Origin of the sequence: Anaerocaecibacter muris, assembly GCF_943192945.1 — a bacterium.
GTDB lineage: Bacteria > Bacillota > Clostridia > Christensenellales > Pumilibacteraceae > Anaerocaecibacter > Anaerocaecibacter muris.
In genome coordinates this window covers 23244-41311 of record NZ_CALPCE010000005.1, presented here as the reverse complement: position 1 = coordinate 41311, position 18068 = coordinate 23244, and the positions used below count along the sequence as shown (strand labels likewise).

The following is an 18068-nucleotide window of genomic DNA, read 5'->3' as shown; positions in this document are numbered from 1 at the left end:
CGGAATAAATTACTAAACGTTGAGTTTTTTATCGTAAGCCGTAAGGTTGACCACTCCGTCTTCCTTGACGACAAGCATGTCTTCTATGCGAACGCCGCCCAAACCCTGCACGTAAATCCCCGGTTCCGCGGTGATTATCATATTGGGTTGCAATACGGTCTGCGACGAACTTCCCACCCGCGGGAACTCGTGAATGTCTATACCTACGCCGTGCCCGAACGAATGACCGAAATTATCGCCGTAACCGTTAGACGTTATGTATTCGCGCGCGAGCGCGTCCGCGTCGTGACACGTCATGCCCGCTTTTATATTTTTTATAGCGTATTCCTGCGCTTCCTTGACAATATTGTAAACTTCGGTTAATTGCGCGCCCGCATTGCCCAGACAGAACGTGCGCGTCATGTCCGAACAGTAACCCTTATATTTTGCGCCCATATCCACCAAAATAAGCTCGTTTTTATCGAGTTTTTTATCCGACGGATGATGGTGCGGTTGCGCGGAGTTCGCGCCGAACGCGACGATAGTTTCAAACGAATACTTTTCTGCGCCGCCGATAATCATTTCGTAATTTATTTCCGCCATCAATTCGCGCTCGGTCATACCGACTTTGGCATGCGAAATAGCGCGTTTCAGCGCGCCTTCCGCTATCTGTTGCGCGGTTTTAATCAACGAAATTTCTTCCTCGGTTTTGATGGCGCGCACCGCTTCGACGGCGGCTTCCGACGGTTTGAGTTTAAAGCCCGCGAGCGCGGTTTTTAACTCGTTATATTCGTCAATGTAAATCTTTTCGCCGAAACCGACGGATTTTGCGCCCAATGCAGTAAGCGTTTCCGCAATCTTTGCGTAAAAATCTTTATAGGTAGTAATTACAATATCAAAATCCTCGACGTGCTCGCGCGCCTCCGCTTCGTAACGGAAATCGGTTATAAACACGTTTTTGCCGCGCGACAAAACCACCGCGCCGAACGACGTTTCAAACCGAGTGAAATAAAAACGGTTGGATTCGTCGATAAACACAAAAGCGTCGATCTTCGGATTGTTATCAAACAAGTTGTTCGTAACCATAAACTACCTTCAAGTTGTTTTGCAAAATCGCTCGCGCGAGTAACGGATATGCGTTCCGCCCGTCGCCGAAACAATAATATTATATCATAAAACTTCTTATATGTTAAGCGTTTTTATGCACATTTTTTATAATGAGCGCGTCGTCGGACATTGTGCCGTTGGACTCGCAAACTATATAAGGCGACATTTTATACTCGTCAAACAGCTCGCCGAGCGGCGCGTATTCGGGACCGTATTTGTCGTCGGCGAACGTCAAATGCCTTATTTCGCCCTTGTCGCCGTACTGAATTTTAGAAAAATGCACGTGCATGACCGACGCTTTTTCAAACCCGAGTTTGTCTATCGTGTAGTCGAGTATGCGACGGTAATCGTCTTTTGTTTTAAGCCCGCCGTGCGTGTACGCGTTAATATGCCCAAAATCAAAGCACGGATAAAACATATCGTCTATCAAACAAAAATCCACCACTTCTTCGACCGTGCCTATTTGGTTGTTTTTACCCATGGTTTCGGCGCACAGTTTAAACGCGAACGGAATATCTTTACAGCTTTCGGCAAGCAGTGCGAGGTTGCGTTTTGTAGCCTCGACGGCTTCCGCTCTCGTCGCCTTGCCGCACGCCGCAGGGTGAAACACGACGCGCTCGCCACCCATTTTGTTGCACGCCGTCAACGACTGCTTGATGTAGCCTATCGACTTGGCTATCATTTCGGGATCGGGATTCGCAAAGTTAGTGTAGTACGGCGCATGCACGCTTAACGCTATGCCGTACTTGGCAAACTCCGATTTTATTTTGTTCGCCGTATCGTCAGACATGGACACTCCGCGTCCGAACGAATATTCAAACGCGTTCAGCCCGATCGAGTGTAAAAACTCGCCCTCTTGATACGTGTGCTTTCTGCCCGACGCATAAAACGCGTCGCTGTTTCCCGACGGTCCTATTCTAATCATTTTTTGTTCCACTCTATATCCTTGTGCACTTGCCGCGACAACTCCGCGGGCGTATCGAACTTGGCGATGTCGCGTAAGCGTTTGTGAAAATACAACTTTATTTCTTGATCGTAAATATTATCGTTAAAATCATTTATCATAGTTTCGACGACCGATTTTGTCAGCCCGAACGTCGGGCGCGCGCCTATATTGGTCGCGCAATCGTAGGTTTTGCCGTCAAGCACGCACGTCGTGCCGTAAACGCCGCTTTTAGGCAACATTTTTCCAGATGACAGTTTTATGTTTGCCGTGGGTATGTCAAACATGCGCCCCGCACCGCGACCGCGCACAACACGCCCGCGAAGCATGAACGGCGCGCCCAAAAACGCGTTTGCCTTTTCGACATTGCCCGAAGCGAGCAGATTTTTAACGACGGTCGTCGATACGCGCTCGCCGTCCGCCTCGTACTTGGGAACGATTATGCAGTGTATTCCGTGCCGCTCGCAGTATTCGCGCAAGAACGCGCTATCGCCTTTTGCGCCTGCGCCGAACAGATAATCGTATCCGCACACAAACGCTTTAATATTATGCCGCGCAGTTATCAAATCCAAAAAATGTTCAGCACCGTAATTTTTAAGCCGCACGTCGAACCGCATGGGCAATATGTAATCGCACAGTCCGTCCAACAGCTCGCACCGCTCGGCATAAGTGTACACCTGCTTGCCGTCGAAGTTGAACAATTTATACGCGTTATTCGAGAACGTGGCGACCGCGCAAGCAAGCCCGTTTTCGCGCGCGTACTCGCTCGCAACGTTTATAAGGTTTCTGTGCCCCAGATGCACGCTGTCGAAATATCCGAGCGCAAGGCACGCTTGTTCCGATGTCAATTCCTTCATAATCATTAGTCCCTCAAATATGTTTTGATTTTCAAAACGCCGTCGCGCGAACAGCCTATACCGAAAAACTCGCCGTTGCAATAGATACGCGCGTCGCCGTCGAACTCCGCTTTTATCTTGCGTCCGTGCGTTATATCGTCGTACAAACCCGCGTCTGCCGCGTACACGGGCATGTCGAGCATTGCCTCCTCCGCCGATATTATCGCCGCCTGCTTGCGCACTTCGAGCGACTCCAAACTTACGCTGTCTTTCACGTCGAAGCAACCCGATTGTGTGCGCTGTAAATAAGTCAACGTCGCAAGCGACCCGCACATTTTTGCGACGTCGCGGCAAATCGCTCTGATATACGTGCCCGCCGAACAGGTTATCGAAAAGACCATTTCGTCCATACGCGGTTGACAAATAAGCTCCGCGCCGTACACCGTTACGGTTTTGGGTGCGAGTTCGACTGCCTGTCCGCTACGCGCAAGGTCGTATGCGCGCTTGCCGTTTACGTGCTTTGCGCTGAACGACGGCGGAACTTGGCTTATTTCCCCTACAAGCGACAGCATTGCGTTGAGCGCTGCGTCCACGCTCGGTATGTCGTTCGTAGTTTCGACCACCGTGCCGAGCGCGTCGAGCGTGTCGGTCGAATACCCGAATTTAAACTTGGCTATGTACGTTTTTTTTCTGCCCGATAAGTAATCGAACAGCCGCGCAGACTTGCCCACGCCTATAACAAGCACGCCTTCCGCCATGGGGTCGAGCGTACCCATGTGCCCGACCGTATTTTCGCCGAGTATGCGTTTTACTTTCGACACGGCGAGAGCGGACGACATGCCCGACGGTTTGTAAAGATTTATCAGTCCGTTCACGGTAGTTTGTCTATTGCGGCGCTTGCCGCGGCGATAACTTTTTCTTCCACGTCGTAACGGTTGCCGTTTATTACACAACCCGCGGCGAGCTTGTGTCCGCCGCCGCCGAACGCGCCCGCCGCCGCCGCGACGTCCGCTTCCACCGAACGGAACGAAACGCGGAACAGTCCGCCCTGTTGCTCGCACATTGCGACGGAAACTTTTACGCCCGTGATGCTCGACGCGTAATCTATAAGCCCCTCGGTGTCCTCCGACGCGCACCCGCACGCGGCAAGGTCGTCAAGCCCTATAACCATGAGCGCGACTTGTCCGTCTTTGTACAGCCTAATCCCGTCAATCACGCGCGCGGTTAATTTAATACGTTGCAAGCTCTTATTGCAATATATATCGTGATTGATTTTTCCGACGTTCACGCCCAAGCGGCACAACTCCGCCGCTATGTTGAACACGGTGTCGTCGGTATTGGAGTGCATGAAGTGCCCCGTATCGGTAGACAAGCCGGTGTACAGCAAAGTCGCAACGCGCTCGTCGATTAGCCCTTCGTCCTTGAACAAATCGTAAAGCACTGCGCACGTACTGCACGCGTCCGGAACGATACGGTTAATCTTGCAATATCCGTCGTTAGTCGGGTGATGATCGATATTTATGCTGAAATCCGCCGACTGCAAAAACGCGACGTAATTTCCCAATCGCTTTTCGTTAGCACAGTCCACGGCAATAAAAAGATCGTATTTTTTGAGCCGCGGCGCGCAAAAAAATTCGTAATCGGGCAAAAACCCGAACGACTGCGGTTTGTCGCAATCGCAAACCGCGTCCGCGATTTTGCCTAATTTTTCGCAAATGCGCCTGACCGCAAGCGCGGAACTAATGCAATCCCCGTCGGGTCGAATATGCCCGCAAACAAGCACGCTTTCCGCGCGATTGATTGCGTTTAATATATCAGCCGTCGTGTTTTTCGTCATCCTCGTGAAAACCCTTTATAACCTGCTCTATTCGCTCGTAATACGCTTGCGACTTGTCTATCACGAAATTGAGCCGCGGCACGCCGCGCATTTCGCTGTTGGTTTCGGCAAGCTGACGGCGAATATAACCCGCACTGCCGTTGAGCGCGGCAAGCACAGATTTGTCGTCGCCGTCGATAGCGACAAACACCGTGGCGTATTTGAGATCGCGCGACATTTCCGCGTCAATCACGCTCACGCCGCGAATACGCGGATCTGACAACGAATCGACTATAACCGACACGTCGCGCTTTATTACGCTCGCTATCCGCTCCGATCTGTGGCTTGTGCCGCCGCGAAAACTCACTTACTCTCCTTTTCGACGACATAACATTCGATTTCGTCGTCTTCCAAATACTCGGTGTAACCGTCGAGCGAAATACCGCATTCCAACCCGATAGTAACTTCCTTTGCGTCGTCCTTATAACGCTTTAAGCCGGAAATATTGCCTTCGTATATGACCTTGCCGCCGCGATAGAGCTTGGCTTTTCCGCCGCGCACAATCTTGCCCGTTTGCACGTAACTGCCCGCGACGATACCTACGCCCGTAACCTTGAACGTGGTGCGCACGATTGCGCGACCCGTAACGCGTTCCACAAACTTGGGCGCAAGCATTTCGTCCATACCCGCTTGCACATAGTCAAGCGCTTCGTATATTATGCCGAACAATTTGACGTCTATACCCGCGCGTTCCGCCGCATTGCGCGCGTCGCTGTCGGGCTTGACGTTAAAGCCTATAATGCTTGCATGCGCAACATCCGCCATCATTACGTCGGACTGATTGATTGCGCCGACGCCGCTGAATACGACGTTCACTTTGACTTCGTCATTGGACAGTTTGAGCAATGCGTCTTTAACCGCTTCGCTCGAACCCTGTACGTCCGCTTTAACAAGTATTTTGTATTCTTTGAACTTATCGTTGCCGAGGTTCTTAAACGCCTCGTCGAGATCGGCTTGCGGCACGTCGGCAAGCATGTTGTTTTTGGCTTTCGCCGCGCGCTCCTCGATGACCTGACGCGCCATTTTTTCGCTTTCGACAACGGCGATGGGATCGCCCGCGGAAGGCACTTGCGCAAGTCCGTAAACCGCGACGGGCATGGACGGACCGGCGGACTTAATGTTTTTGCCCTTGTCGTCCGTAAGCGAACGCACTCTGCCGTATGTCGTGCCCGACACTATATAATCGCCCACTTTGAGCGTGCCGTTCTGTACGATAACCGTTGCGATAGGACCTTTGCCCTTGTCGAGCCGCGCTTCTATAACGTAGCCGCGCGCACTGCGGTTGGGGTTGGCGCGCAGTTCCATATATTCCGCTTGGAACAGTATGTTTTCCAACAGCGTGTCGATACCTTTGTTCTGTTTAGCCGAAACGGGTATCATAGGCACATTGCCGCCCCACTCCTCGCAAACCAATTCGTGTTCCGCAAGCTGTTGTTTAATTCTGTCGATGTTCGCGCCCTGTTTGTCTATCTTGTTTACGGCTACGACGATAGGCACGTCCGCCGCTTTTGCATGCTTGATAGCCTCTATCGTCTGCGGCATAACGCCGTCGTCCGCCGCGACGATAAGCACCGCAATATCGGTTACGGTCGCGCCGCGCCGACGCATTTCGGTAAACGCTTCGTGTCCGGGGGTGTCGAGGAAGGTTATTTTTTCGCCGTTCACGTCCACGGAATACGCGCCGATGTGCTGGGTAATTCCGCCCGCTTCGCCGCTTACGACCGATGTTTTGCGTATAGCGTCGAGCAACGATGTTTTGCCGTGATCGACGTGACCCATAACGGTGATGATAGGCGGACGTTTAACCAAGCTCTCCTCGGGATCGGGCTCTGCGTGCAATTCCAGCAATTCTTCTTCTTTGGTTTTTTCGAGTTTTAACTCGATATTTACGCCGAGCGCGTCGGCTACGAGCTGCATTGTCGGAAAGTCCACGACCGAATTGATGGTCGTCATGATTCCGAGTTCCATGAGCTGTTTTATAATTTCCTGCGCCGTCTTGCCTATCTTTTCGGACAGGATTTTGACGGTAAGGTTTTCGGTGGTGATAACCGCGCTTTCTATCTTGATAGGCGCGAACGGCACTACCTTATTGACCTTTTTGTTTTTGAGCTTGCGCGTGCCCATGCGCTCTTCGTCCACATTCTCTTGAATATAGCCTTTACGAATAAGCGTGCGCTTGTTCATTTGCCGCTTGTCGTCGGGCTTGACTGCGGATTTTTTGCCTATCGGCTCGCGCTGTTTGCGCCCTGCCGCGGGCGGCTCGAACTTTACGACCGTCGGGCGCGACGCGGCGCTTCCCGTTCTCGGCGCGGCGGGTCTTGCGGGCGCGCCCGTGCGAAGCGGCGGACGACCGTCCCTGCTCCGTTCCGTGCGCGGCTTGCTTTCCGGCGCGGGACGCGGCGTGTGTTTTATTACGCCGCGGATATAACTGGGTATGGCTGTACGCGTGCCGCCCGTCGAGGACTCGGCGGGAACTACGTTAGGCGAAACAGGCTTTACGGCTTGCTGTTGCGCGTCCTTTTCTTTTACCTGTTCCGCAGGTTGCGCGGCAGGTTGTTCCGCCTGCTTTTGCTCGTCCGCTTTGGGCGCGTCGGAAACGAACTCCGCGCCGTCCTGCGCAACGGGCTGTTCCGCTTCCGCGCTATCGACAACGGCTTCGGGCGCGGGCGCGCTCTCCGCGCGTTGCGCCTCCTGCTCTGCGGCTATGCGTTGACGCTCCTCGCGTTCCAAACGCTCGCGCTCGGACGCGTACTCGGACAGTTTGGCGCGTTCGGAAGCGTACAGCTTTTCCACCCGCTTGCGAATTTCCGCCAAACGCTTGATATAGCCTTGCACCTCGCCCGATTCTATGAGCGTGTGCAGGCGTTTAACGCCGTTCGCCGCGTCCTCCGCGGTCGTTACGTTGTTTGTCGTGGTGGTGTTATCCAAAAATATTACCTCCGTGTTCCGAGCCTTATTCCGTACTGCGTCGCGCCGTCCGAAACATAGTTCGTTATTGCGCGGGACATATCCGAATTGGTTATCCCCAGCGCTTTTACATTGCCGCCTACTTTGTCTTCGAGCGTCGGCGCATACACTATCGGGATATTCCGCTTGTCCGCCAAACGCTCCATGTCGTCTTTTAAATTGTCGGACGCCGTGTCGCTTACCGCTATAAGCCTAACGCCTTTTGCCGTGCGCAAGCTGTCGTAACCCAACACTATCGCGCCCGCGCGCTTGGCAAATCCGACCATTGTCAAAAATTTATCGCCCTGTTCTTTATTAGTCAGCATCGATACTTTCGTAAGCCTTTTCAAGCTCCTTATACACTTCGTCGGACAGCGGCTGTTTGTATGCGCGGTTGAGCGCGCGTTTTTTAACCGCCGTTTGCATGCAGTCGCCCGACTTGCATACATACGCGCCGCGCCCCGCCGCTTTGCCTGTCGCGTCTATAACGACCGCGCCGTCGGGTTGACGCACAATGCGCAACAGTTCCGATTTGTCTTTCTGCCGTCTGCATACTATGCACGACCGCAAAGGTATGTGCTTCATTTAGTCGAGTTCTCCGAGATCCTCGTCGAATACGTCGAAGTTGTCGCTGCCCATTTGCTCGGCGCGCTCGGTAGCGGCTTTAACTTCCTGCTCCATAGCCGAGTACGGCTTAATGTCTATCTTCCAGCCCGTGAGCTTTGCGGCAAGCCGTGCGTTGACGCCCTCTCTGCCGATGGCAAGACTCAACTGATCGTCCATGACGACCACTCGCGCGACGCGCTCGTCCTCTTTGGCTTCGACCATGACGACTTTGGCGGGAAGAAGCGCGCGAGCTATATATTCGAGCGGGTCTTCGTGCCAAGGTATAATGTCTATCTTTTCGCCGCCGACCTCGGAAATTATGCTGTTTACGCGCGCGCCCCTGTTGCCCACGCACGCGCCCACGGCGTCCACGCCCGAATCGGTCGCATACACAGCCATCTTGGTGCGCAATCCCGCTTCGCGGACAATGCCCTTGATAGCGACAACGCCGCTCGCAATTTCGGGAACTTCAAGCTCGAACAGCTTGCGAACAAACCCGGGCGCAGTGCGCGTTACGAGCACTTGCGGTCCGCGCGTGGTGGTTTTGATTCCGCGCACGAAAACTTTTATTTTGTCGCCGACTTTGAACTTATCGCCGGGAAGCTGATCTTTGGGATAAAGCACGGCTTCCATTTTTTGGATTTCCACGCACACGTTTTTGCCGTCGATACGGTGAACGATACAGGTAACGAGCTGTTCTTCCTTTTCGGAAAGTTCGCTGTACGCCTTTTCGCTCTCGACCGCGCGCAGTTTTTGCGTGACGATTTGTTTCGCCATTTGCGCGACGATACGCCCGAACTCCGCGGCGTCCACGGGTCCCAAAATTTCGTCGCCGACTTTGTATTTTTTATCGATAAGCCGAGCGTCTTCGAGGCTTATTTCCGTTTCGCGTTCCTCGACCTGCTCCACGACCTTTTGGCAAGTATGAATCTCGAATTTCTTAAATTCGGGCATCATAATTATTTTAATCGCCTTGGGAACGCCGTATTGCTTTTTGTACGCGCTTGTAAGCGCGTCTTGAAGCGCGTCTATAAACACTTCTTTTTTAATGCCGCGTTCGGTTTCGAGGTCGCTCAATGCGTCGTAAAAATCAGCTTGGAGCGTGAGCGTCGAACTTTTTTTAGCCATTTCTATCTTTCTCCCGAGAAATAATTTTCTTTGTTGCGTCAGAACTCGATATACGGTCTGACAAGCGCGATTTTGCCGTTTTCGATTGACGTGTTTACGCCGTCCGTTTCTATCGTGACCGCGCTGTCCGTGCGCTCGACAAGCGTGCCGACGTACAGCTTTTGCTTGGAACCGTCTATCGGCGCGAACAGCTTGACTTCCACTTTACTCCCGTAATTGCGTTCGTAATCGCGCTGCGACTTGAACGGTCTGTCAAGCCCCGGCGAGGACACGTCCAAGCAATACGGCATGGACGAAGTGGGGTCGAGCGCGTCGAGCGGCGCGTCCAAAGCGTTGGATACCGTTTCGCAATCGTCGAGGCTTACGCCCTTTTCGCTTGCGATGTACACTATAAGATGTTTGTCGCCGTACAACGTCTTATATTCTACGTCCACAAGCTCGTAACCGAGCGCGGTGACAACGTCCTCTATGATAGGCATTGCCTTTTCTATAACGCTGTTAATAGCAAACCTCCGTAACAGCAATTGAGAGCGGGCTGACAACCCACTCTCATGCTAAACCTTATAGTACCGATAATACTATACCATTATTCGTATGATTTTGCAAGCGTTTTGCAAAACTTTTAACATTTTTTAAACGTAAAAATTATTTATCTCCGCGCTTTTTATCAGCCAAAATTCGGTGCATTGCTATAAACGCTTTGGCTGTTGCCGCCGCGTCGGTCACAGCGCGGTGCGCATTGTCGTTTACAAGCCCCAGCCCTTCGAGAACTTTGTCGAGCGACAGCTTTTGTATGCCCGCAAGCGCGAGCGGCGCAATCGCCATAGTGTCGTAAGTGCGCCTGTCGCCGAACGCAAGGTTGCACCTATTCCCGCCTTTAAGCAGGAACGGAAAATCGAACGATATGTTGTGACACACGAACGAACAGCCGTAAGAAAACTTGTAAAAATCGGGCAACACGTCCTCGAACAGCGGTTGTCCTTTTACCATGTCGTCCGTTATGCCCGTTTTAACGGACACTTCTTCGGGGATAGGTCGGCGCGGATCGATAAGCGTGGAAAATGTATCGGTTATTTTTCCGTCCGAAATTTTTACCGCGCCCAGTTCCGTCGGACGATCGTACAACACGGACAGTCCCGTCGTTTCAAAGTCGAAAACAACAAAATCGCCTTTCAGTGCGGGCGGCAATTCAAACCCGCCGTCGAACATGCTCGACTGTACGTATTCGTTGTAAGGTTGAGGTTTTACCCTGTCGTATTCGGCGGGCGCGGGTACGGGCGCTATCGGACAAAGCCCGTCCGCATTGCACACGGACAGCTCCCTTACCGATACGGACGCTTCGTTGCGATATGCGTCGTATTCGGCATTGCCCAAAACGCACACCGTCTTATTGAGGAGCGTCGGATCGGCAAGACTTACGCCGCCGCTCGGACTGAACCGACACTGTAACGATGTTTCGCCGTCGTACAGCAAAAACCGCTCGTACTTTCGCCCGCCCTTGCTCGTAAACTCCGTAGGCATGGCAAACACGCCGCAGACAACGACATTGTATTCGTTTGCGATAATACTCGAAACGGACTTCGCCGTCGCGGGCGCAAGACTGCCGAGCACCGGCTTTACGTCCGTAATTGCATATTCCGACTTGCCGCCGCTCGACGCGCTCGCGGCATAATTCGATCCGCTTTGCGCATACTCGACAGCAGTCACGTCCAGTCGCACCTCATCTGCGTAAGAATTTTTTAAAAACTCCTCGAGCCGCGGGATATAATCGTTTTGCGCAAGCTCGTACATAGCCTTGTGCATTTTTATGGACACGACAAGCTGCGGCTCGGTCTGCGCCGCTATCGTATGTATTACGGACGACACGTAAGCAAACTTCTCCGTAAACTTGACAACCGCCGTACGCAACGACGAAACAGTCGGCGTCGCGCCGTCAACTGTTATTTTTATAGGCGTATGAAACGCGCACTCCGTGCGCAACAGTTCAAGCAATTCGAGCTTATTTGCATTGGCAAAAGCAACGTCGTCGGGCTTGCACGCAACGGTTACAACCGCGCTGCCGCCCTCGAACGCCACTCGCGGGAACCGCAGTTTTTCGTACTTGCCGCCCGTTCTTTCGTTTATTTTTTTATAAATTTCGTTCATTTGTCAATTATTCCCGTCGTCGGCTATCTTGTCGTTAATCATTTTCAAAAGCGTAGGGACTATGTCCGCAACGTCTATCGTGCCTATAACCTTGCCCCGCTCGAACAGCGCGGCTTTTCCGCTCGCGCCGCCTGCAACGCCGAAGTCCGCATCGGAGGCTTCCCCCGGTCCGTTGACCACGCAACCCATTACGGCAATCTTGACGCGCTTTTTAATGTCCTTGGTCGCGGCTTTCAGTTCGTCCACGGCGGACTTCAAGTCGTACTTACACCGCGAGCACGTGGGGCACGAAATAATTTCGCAATAATCTTTGTCCAAGCCCGCTTCCTGCAAAATAAGCCGCGCCGCCGCAACCTCTTTTACGGGATCGCCCGATAACGACACGCGCACGGTATCGCCTATTCCGTCAATCAACAGCGCGCCTATGCCGATTGCCGAGCGCACAACGCCGCGTTCATCCGCGCCGCTTTCCGTAACGCCGATGTGCAGAGCGTAATCGGTTTTTGCCGCAAGCTGTCTGTATGCGTCAACGGTGGTCTTTACGTCCGACGACTTGACCGAAATAACAATGTCGTAAAACCCGAACTTTTCGAGCAAGCGCACATGCTTCAACGCACTCGCAACAAGCGCGTCGCTTTTACTCATGCCCGAAAACTCTTTTTCGAGCGAACCCGTATTAACGCCTATCCTGATGGGCGTGCCGTGCGCCTTGCAAGCGTCAACGGTATATTTGACTTTGCTTTCGTCGCCGATATTCCCGGGGTTGAACCGAATTTTATCAAAGCCTATTTCGGCGCACTTGACGGCAAGACGGTAATCGAACTGAATGTCGGCGACAAGCGGCATATCGAACTTGCCGATATACGCCGCGCACGCGTTTACTTCCGCCTCGCTCGACACGGCAATGCGCGCAATGTCGCACCCCGCGAGTTGCAACCGCTTTAACTGATCCGCCGTCGCTTGCGTGTCGAGAGTGTCGGTATTGGTCATAGACTGAACGGCTATTCTGTTGCCGCCGCCTATCTGTATATTTTTTATTCTTACGGTAGCGCTCACGGATATATTCTACAACGCGAACGACAAAATGTCAACAATCAGAACAAACAACAACAGTACCGCCAACCCGACAAAATTTATAATTCCCTCTACTTTGCGGTTGATCGGCTTTTTGCGTATCCACTCGATAACGGTAAACACAATGCGCGCGCCGTCGAGCGCGGGGAACGGCAAAAGGTTGAACATTGCGAGGTTGCTCGCCAACAGCGGCAACAGTATAAGAATATTACGCCAGTCCGCGAGCGAAATGTCCGCCATCAACTTGACCGACCCGACGGGACCGGTAACGTCCGTAATGGGAACTTTGCCAGTGAACAACTGTCCGAACGAACCGAGTATCGACCACGACAGTTTGAACGTGTACGGAACGCAATATTTAAACGCGTTGGACGCATTGCCGCCGACAAATTCTGTATTGGACAAAAATCCGAATCCGACGTAAGTAACGGGCTTGCCGTCGGCGTTTGTGGACGCTATTTTCTGCTTTGTGGCTTTTACAGATACAACCTTGCCCGCTCTGTCAATTTTGAACGTGACTTCTTGACCTTCCTTAACGCCCGCTATAATGTCGTTGTAAGAATTCATTACGCTTACGTTTTCGCCGTTTACGGCAAGGATAATATCGCCCTTTTGCAAATCGCAATAAGCATTGCCGTCGGGATCGAGATACACGTCGTTAATCTGCGGCGCGGCGTACCCTACTACCCAGATATATATCAACGAAAATATTATCGCCGAAACAAAATTAAACGTAACGCCGCCGAGCAACACTATTATGCGCTTCCACGGTTTTTGTTGATTGAAAGTCTTTGCGGGATTGCCGTTTTTATCGAGCCGAACGGTTTTTTCAGCGACCTGTTTGTCTTGCGCGCCGCCGTTACTGTCCGTCTTTTCGCGCATAACGTGCTCGAACAGGTCGTCGCTCTTATTTTCGCCTGTCGCCGATTTGCCGTCCGTATCGTTCGAAACCGCACTGTCGGCATTTACGTCGGCAGTCTTTATTTCGACCTTATCGGGCTTTTGCTTTTCTTCTTCCTCGTCGTCCGTTTCGCCGAGGAACGCGCAATAACCGCCGAGCGGAAAAGCGCGGAACGAAAACAACTCGCCGTTTTTGCGACGCTTGCCGAATATTTTCGGTCCGAATCCGACCGAAAATTCCTCGATGGTAAAGCCGAGAATTTTAGCCGTAGAATAGTGCCCCAGCTCGTGAATAAGCACCATTACCAACAATATTGCAAGCGATAAAACTATATACCCAAAGTATTCCAAATTCTCTCTCCTGCGGCGACACCCGCGCAATACGTCGCTCTTTAACGCGACGTTTGCGTTACAACGGCAATTCGCCGCCGCCATTCAAGTATATTTTACGGTATACGCGATTATGCGTTTCAAAAATATTGCCCGCCGACACGTCGTCGTCCGACAGCTCTTTATCGAGTGCGGTTTCGACAGTACGCACGATGTCCGTAAACGGTATTTTGCGCTCCAAAAACAATCGCACAGCCGCTTCGTTAGCCGCGTTTAGCACCGTTGCAGCGGTGCCGCCGCGCTCTATCGCCTGTCGCGCGAGCTTGGGCGCGGGAAATTTAATTTCGTCGGGCGGCAAGAACCGCAGATTTAACGGCAAGCTCATTGGTTTGTATTCGCGCGGCGCGTGATCGGGATAGGACAACGCGTACTGTATGGGCATGCGCATATCGGGAAAACAAGCCTGCGCCTTGACCGATCCGTCGGCAAACTCGACCATAGAATGAACTATGCTTTCGGGGTGGATTACATAATCGATAGCAAACGTGTCGAACAGCCAGCGCGCCTCGATTATCTCCAAACCCTTATTCATCATTGTCGCGCTGTCCACGGAAATCTTTTTGCCCATGCGCCAGTTGGGGTGCGCGACGGCGCGTTCGGGCGTAACGTCGTTAAGCTCGTCCGCAGGCGTGAAATAAAACGGCCCGCCGCTCGCGGTCAAAATAATGCGTTTAAATTCTTTTTCGCCCTGTAAGCATTGCCACACCGCGGAGTGTTCGGAATCGACGGGCAAAATTTTGCCGCCGCGTTTTAACGCCTCGGTCACAGCCGCGCCGCCCGCGACAAGCGATTCTTTATTGGCAAGCGCGACGGTTTTGCCCGCGTTCAACGCGGCAAGCACGGCTTTAAGTCCCACCATGCCCACGATCGCCGCTACGACAATATCCGCTTCCGACATTACTTGCGTAAGCGCTTCGTCGCCGCAATAAATATCGGCGTCGGGCAAAAGCGCGCGCAGTTCCGCACGCTTTTTCTCGTCCGCGACGCCGACCGTCGCGCAACCGAATTCTTTTGCTTGCGCCGCAAGCTCTTGTACGTTTGTTCCGCAAGTAAGCCCCACGACTTTATAAACGTCGCGGTTGTTGCGTATGACGTCGAGCGTTTGCGTACCTATCGATCCGGTACTGCCCAAAACAGCTATATTTTTCATAAAATAAGCATGACTGCGAAGTACATGTAAAAGAACACGCCGCAGAACATAAATCCGTCCACGCGGTCGAGCACGCCTCCGTGCCCCGGCAACAAATTGGAAAAATCTTTAATTCCGGATCTGCGCTTGACAAACGACGCGACAAGATCGCCCGCTTGGTCGAACACCGATCCGAACAGACCGAGCGCGAGGAAGTTTATTATAGTGCTTGTCCAGCCGTCCGTTAGCATGCCTAACCCGAAAATATTGACGTTGTAGGTAACGGCGAAATAAGTCAACAGCAACACGACGCCCGCGCCAACTATTCCGCCCAAAAGCCCGCCGATCGCACCGCTTATAGTCTTGTTGGGGCTGATGCTCGGACACAGCTTTTTGCCCTTGATCGCACTGCCAATCTGATACGCAAAAACGTCGGTAAACGCGGGAACCAAAAACATAAGCGCAATGCCCGCATTGCGTTGCGGCAAAGCCGACATTACGGAAATACCTATTTCCGCGGTCATAAAGTAGTTTATGGCGACCGAAAACATGAGGATCGCGCTCGGATACAGCATGACGAAAATCGTGGAAACGGCATTGCCTTTTACGTAAGTTTTGGAACACGCCGTTATTATAAGCGTTGCTATGACGGTACCCGCAAGCACGATAAAATAAGCCGTCATGCCCGACGCGTTGGTTTTAAAGAAATATTGCGCAAACCAAAACGCCGCGAATCCGACGACGACTTGAATAAGATCTATCAAAAATATAGGCGCGCTCATTACGTTGGAAACGGCTCTGCACATTTCGTATACGCCGCCGAGCGTGATCGCAAAAATAAACACGTCGAAAAATATCGGGTGAACGTACATTGCAAGCAAGAACACCGCGACGTAAACAATCGCTATAAACGTACCTGTAACAACTCGGTCTTTTTTCACGTTACGTATCCGACCTCCCGTAACAATTATATTCGACCGCAATACTGCGGTTTATACACGCCCGAACCTACGCTGTCTGCGCCCGAATTCGTCAAGCATTTCCGTAAACTCCGCACTGTCGAAATCGGGCCACAGCGTGTCCGTAAAAAACAGTTCGCTGTATGCGGCTTGATAAAGCAAAAAATTGCTTAATCGCTTTTCTCCGCCCGTGCGCACAATCATGTCCAGCTCGGGCAAGCCCGACGTATAAAGCTCGCGTTCCAAGCCGTCGGGCGTTATTTCGCCGCGACGCGCCGCCAAACGCGCCGCGCGCACGATTTCCGCCCTACCGCTGTAATTAAGCGCGATATTAACGACTTGCGCCGATTTGTCCGTGTTTTCGTTTTCCACGTCTGACATTATCGCAATAACGTCGTCGGGGAAATAATCGCGTTCGCCCGAAAACACTACTCGCGCGCCGCGCTCTATAAGCTCGCGCGTCATAGGCTTTAAGCGCTTGCGTATCAAATCCACAAGCGCGGACACTTCGTCCTGCGGACGGTTTTTGTTCTCTGTCGAAAACGCGTAAAGCGTAACGCACCGCACGCCGTATTCAAGCGCGCACGTCACGACGGGCGTAATGTTTTTTACTCCCGCACGGTGTCCCGCGGCGCGCGGCAACAGACGCTTTGTCGCCCATCTGCCGTTGCCGTCCATTATTATGCCGACATGCCGAGGCACGCTCGACGCAGCGACCGACTCCGTGAGTTTATCAGATTTCAAGCAGATCGGCTTCCTTTTCCTTAATCAGCTTATCCACTTTCTCGACTGCGCCGTCGAGTTTCTTTTGTATTATTTTTTCAAACTCCGAGAGTTCGTCCTCGGACACTTCCTTTTTGAGTTTTTTGCCGAAGTCGAGCGCGTCGCGGCGTTCGTTGCGAAGCGCGACTTTGCTGTCCTCGCCCGTCTTTTTAACCTGCTTTATAAGGTCGCGACGGCGTTCCTCGGTGAGTTGCGGGAACGACAAACGTATAACCTTGCCGTCGTCAACGGGGTTAAGCCCCAATTCCGCCGCCAAAATAGCTTTTTTGACTTCTTTAAGCGCCGAAACGTCGTACAGCGACACGGTAAGCGTGCGCGCGTCCGAAACCGAAATGTTAGCCATTTGGTTGAGCGGAGTTTGCATGCCGTAATAATCCACCGTCACGCGGCTCAACACGACGGGATTAGCTCTGCCCGCGCGCATGGAATTGAGTTCCGATTTAAGGTGTTCGAGCACTTTGTTAAGTTTTTCGTCAATCTTGTTCGATTGCTCTATAAGTTGTTCGTTTTGCATGATATACCGTCCTCTAATGAATTATTGTCCCGATCTTCTCGCCCGATACGGCGCGAATAATGCTGTTTTCGTCCGACAAGCCGAACGCGACTATCGGGATATTGTTTTCCATGCACATGGTGACGGACGTGAAGTCCATTACCGCAATGTTTTTGTTAAGCACTTCCATGTACGTCAATTCGTTAAGTTTTTTCGCGTCGGGGTGCGTTTTGGGATCGCTGTCGTAAACGCCGTCCACGTTTTTCGCCATGAGCAGTACGTCTGCTTTTATCTCCGCCGCGCGGAGCGCCGCGCCCGAATCGGTTGTAAAATACGGATTGCCCGTGCCGCAAGCGAATATCACGATACGCCCGCACTCGAAGTGCCGCAACGCTTTACGCAGTATAAACGGTTCCGCAACGTCGGGTATGGACAGCGCAGTCTGCACGCGCGTCGGCACGCCCTTTTTCTCGATAGCGTCCTGCAACGCCAAAGCGTTCATGATAGTCGCGAGCATGCCCATGTGGTCCGCCGTAACCTTATCCATAGCGACGCCCTGCCGACCGCGCCAAAAGTTTCCGCCGCCCACGACGATAGCTATTTGCACGCCCTTTTTGGCAAGCTCCACAAGCTGTACGACGACCCTGTCCACGGTTGCGGGATCGATACCCGAACCCGCCTCGCCCGCAAGCGCTTCGCCGCTTAATTTTAACAAAACCCTCTTGTACATGGTATTCTCCTAAACACTTGAAAATCGGCTTACCGAAAAAATCA

19 protein-coding genes are annotated in these 18068 nt (G+C 52.5%); all 19 read right to left on the bottom strand.

All coding sequences use genetic code 11. The features are described 5' to 3' along the window. Positions 1-12: 12 nt before the first annotated feature. On the bottom strand, positions 13-1065 hold the full coding sequence (locus NFR57_RS05755) for a M24 family metallopeptidase (RefSeq protein WP_251182887.1): 1053 nt from the start codon (positions 1063-1065) through the stop codon (positions 13-15). Between the two features lie 103 nt (positions 1066-1168). Continuing rightward, positions 1169-2011: a TIM barrel protein gene (locus NFR57_RS05750; protein WP_251182886.1), complete on the bottom strand. Its 843-nt coding sequence runs from the start codon at positions 2009-2011 to the stop codon at positions 1169-1171. Further along, positions 2008-2886 carry a riboflavin biosynthesis protein RibF gene (ribF, locus tag NFR57_RS05745; RefSeq protein WP_251182885.1) on the bottom strand — a complete coding sequence of 293 codons (879 nt, stop codon included), beginning with the start codon at positions 2884-2886 and terminating at the stop codon, positions 2008-2010. The genes NFR57_RS05750 and ribF overlap by 4 nt, the downstream gene beginning before the upstream one ends. Before the next feature lie 5 nt (positions 2887-2891). After that, positions 2892-3740 carry a tRNA pseudouridine(55) synthase TruB gene (gene truB, locus NFR57_RS05740; protein WP_251182884.1) on the bottom strand — a complete coding sequence of 283 codons (849 nt, stop codon included), beginning with the start codon at positions 3738-3740 and terminating at the stop codon, positions 2892-2894. After that, positions 3737-4702 (bottom strand): DHH family phosphoesterase, encoded by a 966-nt coding sequence (locus NFR57_RS05735; protein ID WP_251182883.1) that lies wholly within the window; start codon positions 4700-4702, stop codon positions 3737-3739. The genes truB and NFR57_RS05735 overlap by 4 nt, the downstream gene beginning before the upstream one ends. Next, positions 4680-5048 carry a 30S ribosome-binding factor RbfA gene (gene rbfA, locus NFR57_RS05730; protein ID WP_251182882.1) on the bottom strand — a complete coding sequence of 123 codons (369 nt, stop codon included), beginning with the start codon at positions 5046-5048 and terminating at the stop codon, positions 4680-4682. The genes NFR57_RS05735 and rbfA overlap by 23 nt, the downstream gene beginning before the upstream one ends. Next, on the bottom strand, positions 5045-7669 hold the full coding sequence (gene infB, locus NFR57_RS05725; protein ID WP_251182881.1) for a translation initiation factor IF-2: 2625 nt from the start codon (positions 7667-7669) through the stop codon (positions 5045-5047). The genes rbfA and infB overlap by 4 nt, the downstream gene beginning before the upstream one ends. Before the next feature lie 5 nt (positions 7670-7674). Next, positions 7675-8013: a ribosomal L7Ae/L30e/S12e/Gadd45 family protein gene (locus NFR57_RS05720; protein WP_251182880.1), complete on the bottom strand. Its 339-nt coding sequence runs from the start codon at positions 8011-8013 to the stop codon at positions 7675-7677. Further along, complete coding sequence (gene rnpM / locus NFR57_RS05715; RefSeq protein WP_251182879.1) at positions 8003-8272, bottom strand: RNase P modulator RnpM; 270 nt, start codon at positions 8270-8272, stop codon at positions 8003-8005. The genes NFR57_RS05720 and rnpM overlap by 11 nt, the downstream gene beginning before the upstream one ends. Then, positions 8273-9421 (bottom strand): transcription termination factor NusA, encoded by a 1149-nt coding sequence (nusA, locus tag NFR57_RS05710; protein WP_251182878.1) that lies wholly within the window; start codon positions 9419-9421, stop codon positions 8273-8275. A 38-nt stretch (positions 9422-9459) separates the two neighbouring features. After that, on the bottom strand, positions 9460-9900 hold the full coding sequence (locus NFR57_RS05705) for a ribosome maturation factor RimP (RefSeq protein WP_251182877.1): 441 nt from the start codon (positions 9898-9900) through the stop codon (positions 9460-9462). 166 nt (positions 9901-10066) lie between these two features. Then, positions 10067-11566 carry a 3'-5' exonuclease gene (locus NFR57_RS05700; RefSeq protein ID WP_251182876.1) on the bottom strand — a complete coding sequence of 500 codons (1500 nt, stop codon included), beginning with the start codon at positions 11564-11566 and terminating at the stop codon, positions 10067-10069. A gap of 3 nt (positions 11567-11569) precedes the next feature. Then, entirely contained in the window at positions 11570-12622 is a 1053-nt protein-coding gene (gene ispG, locus NFR57_RS05695) for a flavodoxin-dependent (E)-4-hydroxy-3-methylbut-2-enyl-diphosphate synthase (RefSeq protein WP_251182875.1), read from the bottom strand. 9 nt (positions 12623-12631) lie between these two features. After that, positions 12632-13975 carry a M50 family metallopeptidase gene (locus NFR57_RS05690; protein ID WP_251182874.1) on the bottom strand — a complete coding sequence of 448 codons (1344 nt, stop codon included), beginning with the start codon at positions 13973-13975 and terminating at the stop codon, positions 12632-12634. Next, positions 13950-15080: a 1-deoxy-D-xylulose-5-phosphate reductoisomerase gene (dxr, locus tag NFR57_RS05685; protein WP_251182873.1), complete on the bottom strand. Its 1131-nt coding sequence runs from the start codon at positions 15078-15080 to the stop codon at positions 13950-13952. The genes NFR57_RS05690 and dxr overlap by 26 nt, the downstream gene beginning before the upstream one ends. Next, positions 15077-16000, bottom strand: coding sequence for a phosphatidate cytidylyltransferase (locus tag NFR57_RS05680; protein ID WP_251182872.1), 924 nt, complete (start codon positions 15998-16000; stop codon positions 15077-15079). Before NFR57_RS05680 ends, dxr begins: the two co-directional genes overlap by 4 nt. 51 nt (positions 16001-16051) lie before the next feature. Next, a complete protein-coding gene (gene uppS / locus NFR57_RS05675; protein ID WP_251182871.1) occupies positions 16052-16762 on the bottom strand; it encodes a polyprenyl diphosphate synthase in 711 nt (236 codons plus the stop codon). Next, a complete protein-coding gene (gene frr, locus NFR57_RS05670; protein WP_251182870.1) occupies positions 16752-17315 on the bottom strand; it encodes a ribosome recycling factor in 564 nt (187 codons plus the stop codon). The genes uppS and frr overlap by 11 nt, the downstream gene beginning before the upstream one ends. Before the next feature lie 13 nt (positions 17316-17328). Then, positions 17329-18024 carry a UMP kinase gene (gene pyrH / locus NFR57_RS05665; RefSeq protein WP_251182869.1) on the bottom strand — a complete coding sequence of 232 codons (696 nt, stop codon included), beginning with the start codon at positions 18022-18024 and terminating at the stop codon, positions 17329-17331. Positions 18025-18068: the final 44 nt, after the last annotated feature.

Coding starts and splice junctions, on each gene's coding strand:
- NFR57_RS05750 (WP_251182886.1), bottom strand. CDS start 2,011: ATGATTAGAATAGGACCGTCGGGAAACAGCGACGCGTTTTATGCGTCG.
- dxr (WP_251182873.1), bottom strand. CDS start 15,080: ATGAAAAATATAGCTGTTTTGGGCAGTACCGGATCGATAGGTACGCAA.
- NFR57_RS05705 (WP_251182877.1), bottom strand. CDS start 9,900: ATGCCTATCATAGAGGACGTTGTCACCGCGCTCGGTTACGAGCTTGTG.
- pyrH (WP_251182869.1), bottom strand. CDS start 18,024: ATGTACAAGAGGGTTTTGTTAAAATTAAGCGGCGAAGCGCTTGCGGGC.
- ribF (WP_251182885.1), bottom strand. CDS start 2,886: ATGAAGGAATTGACATCGGAACAAGCGTGCCTTGCGCTCGGATATTTC.
- NFR57_RS05720 (WP_251182880.1), bottom strand. CDS start 8,013: ATGCTGACTAATAAAGAACAGGGCGATAAATTTTTGACAATGGTCGGA.
- NFR57_RS05755 (WP_251182887.1), bottom strand. CDS start 1,065: ATGGTTACGAACAACTTGTTTGATAACAATCCGAAGATCGACGCTTTT.
- frr (WP_251182870.1), bottom strand. CDS start 17,315: ATGCAAAACGAACAACTTATAGAGCAATCGAACAAGATTGACGAAAAA.
- rnpM (WP_251182879.1), bottom strand. CDS start 8,272: ATGAAGCACATACCTTTGCGGTCGTGCATAGTATGCAGACGGCAGAAA.
- NFR57_RS05700 (WP_251182876.1), bottom strand. CDS start 11,566: ATGAACGAAATTTATAAAAAAATAAACGAAAGAACGGGCGGCAAGTAC.
- nusA (WP_251182878.1), bottom strand. CDS start 9,421: ATGGCTAAAAAAAGTTCGACGCTCACGCTCCAAGCTGATTTTTACGAC.
- NFR57_RS05690 (WP_251182874.1), bottom strand. CDS start 13,975: ATGGCGGCGGCGAATTGCCGTTGTAACGCAAACGTCGCGTTAAAGAGC.
- NFR57_RS05735 (WP_251182883.1), bottom strand. CDS start 4,702: ATGACGAAAAACACGACGGCTGATATATTAAACGCAATCAATCGCGCG.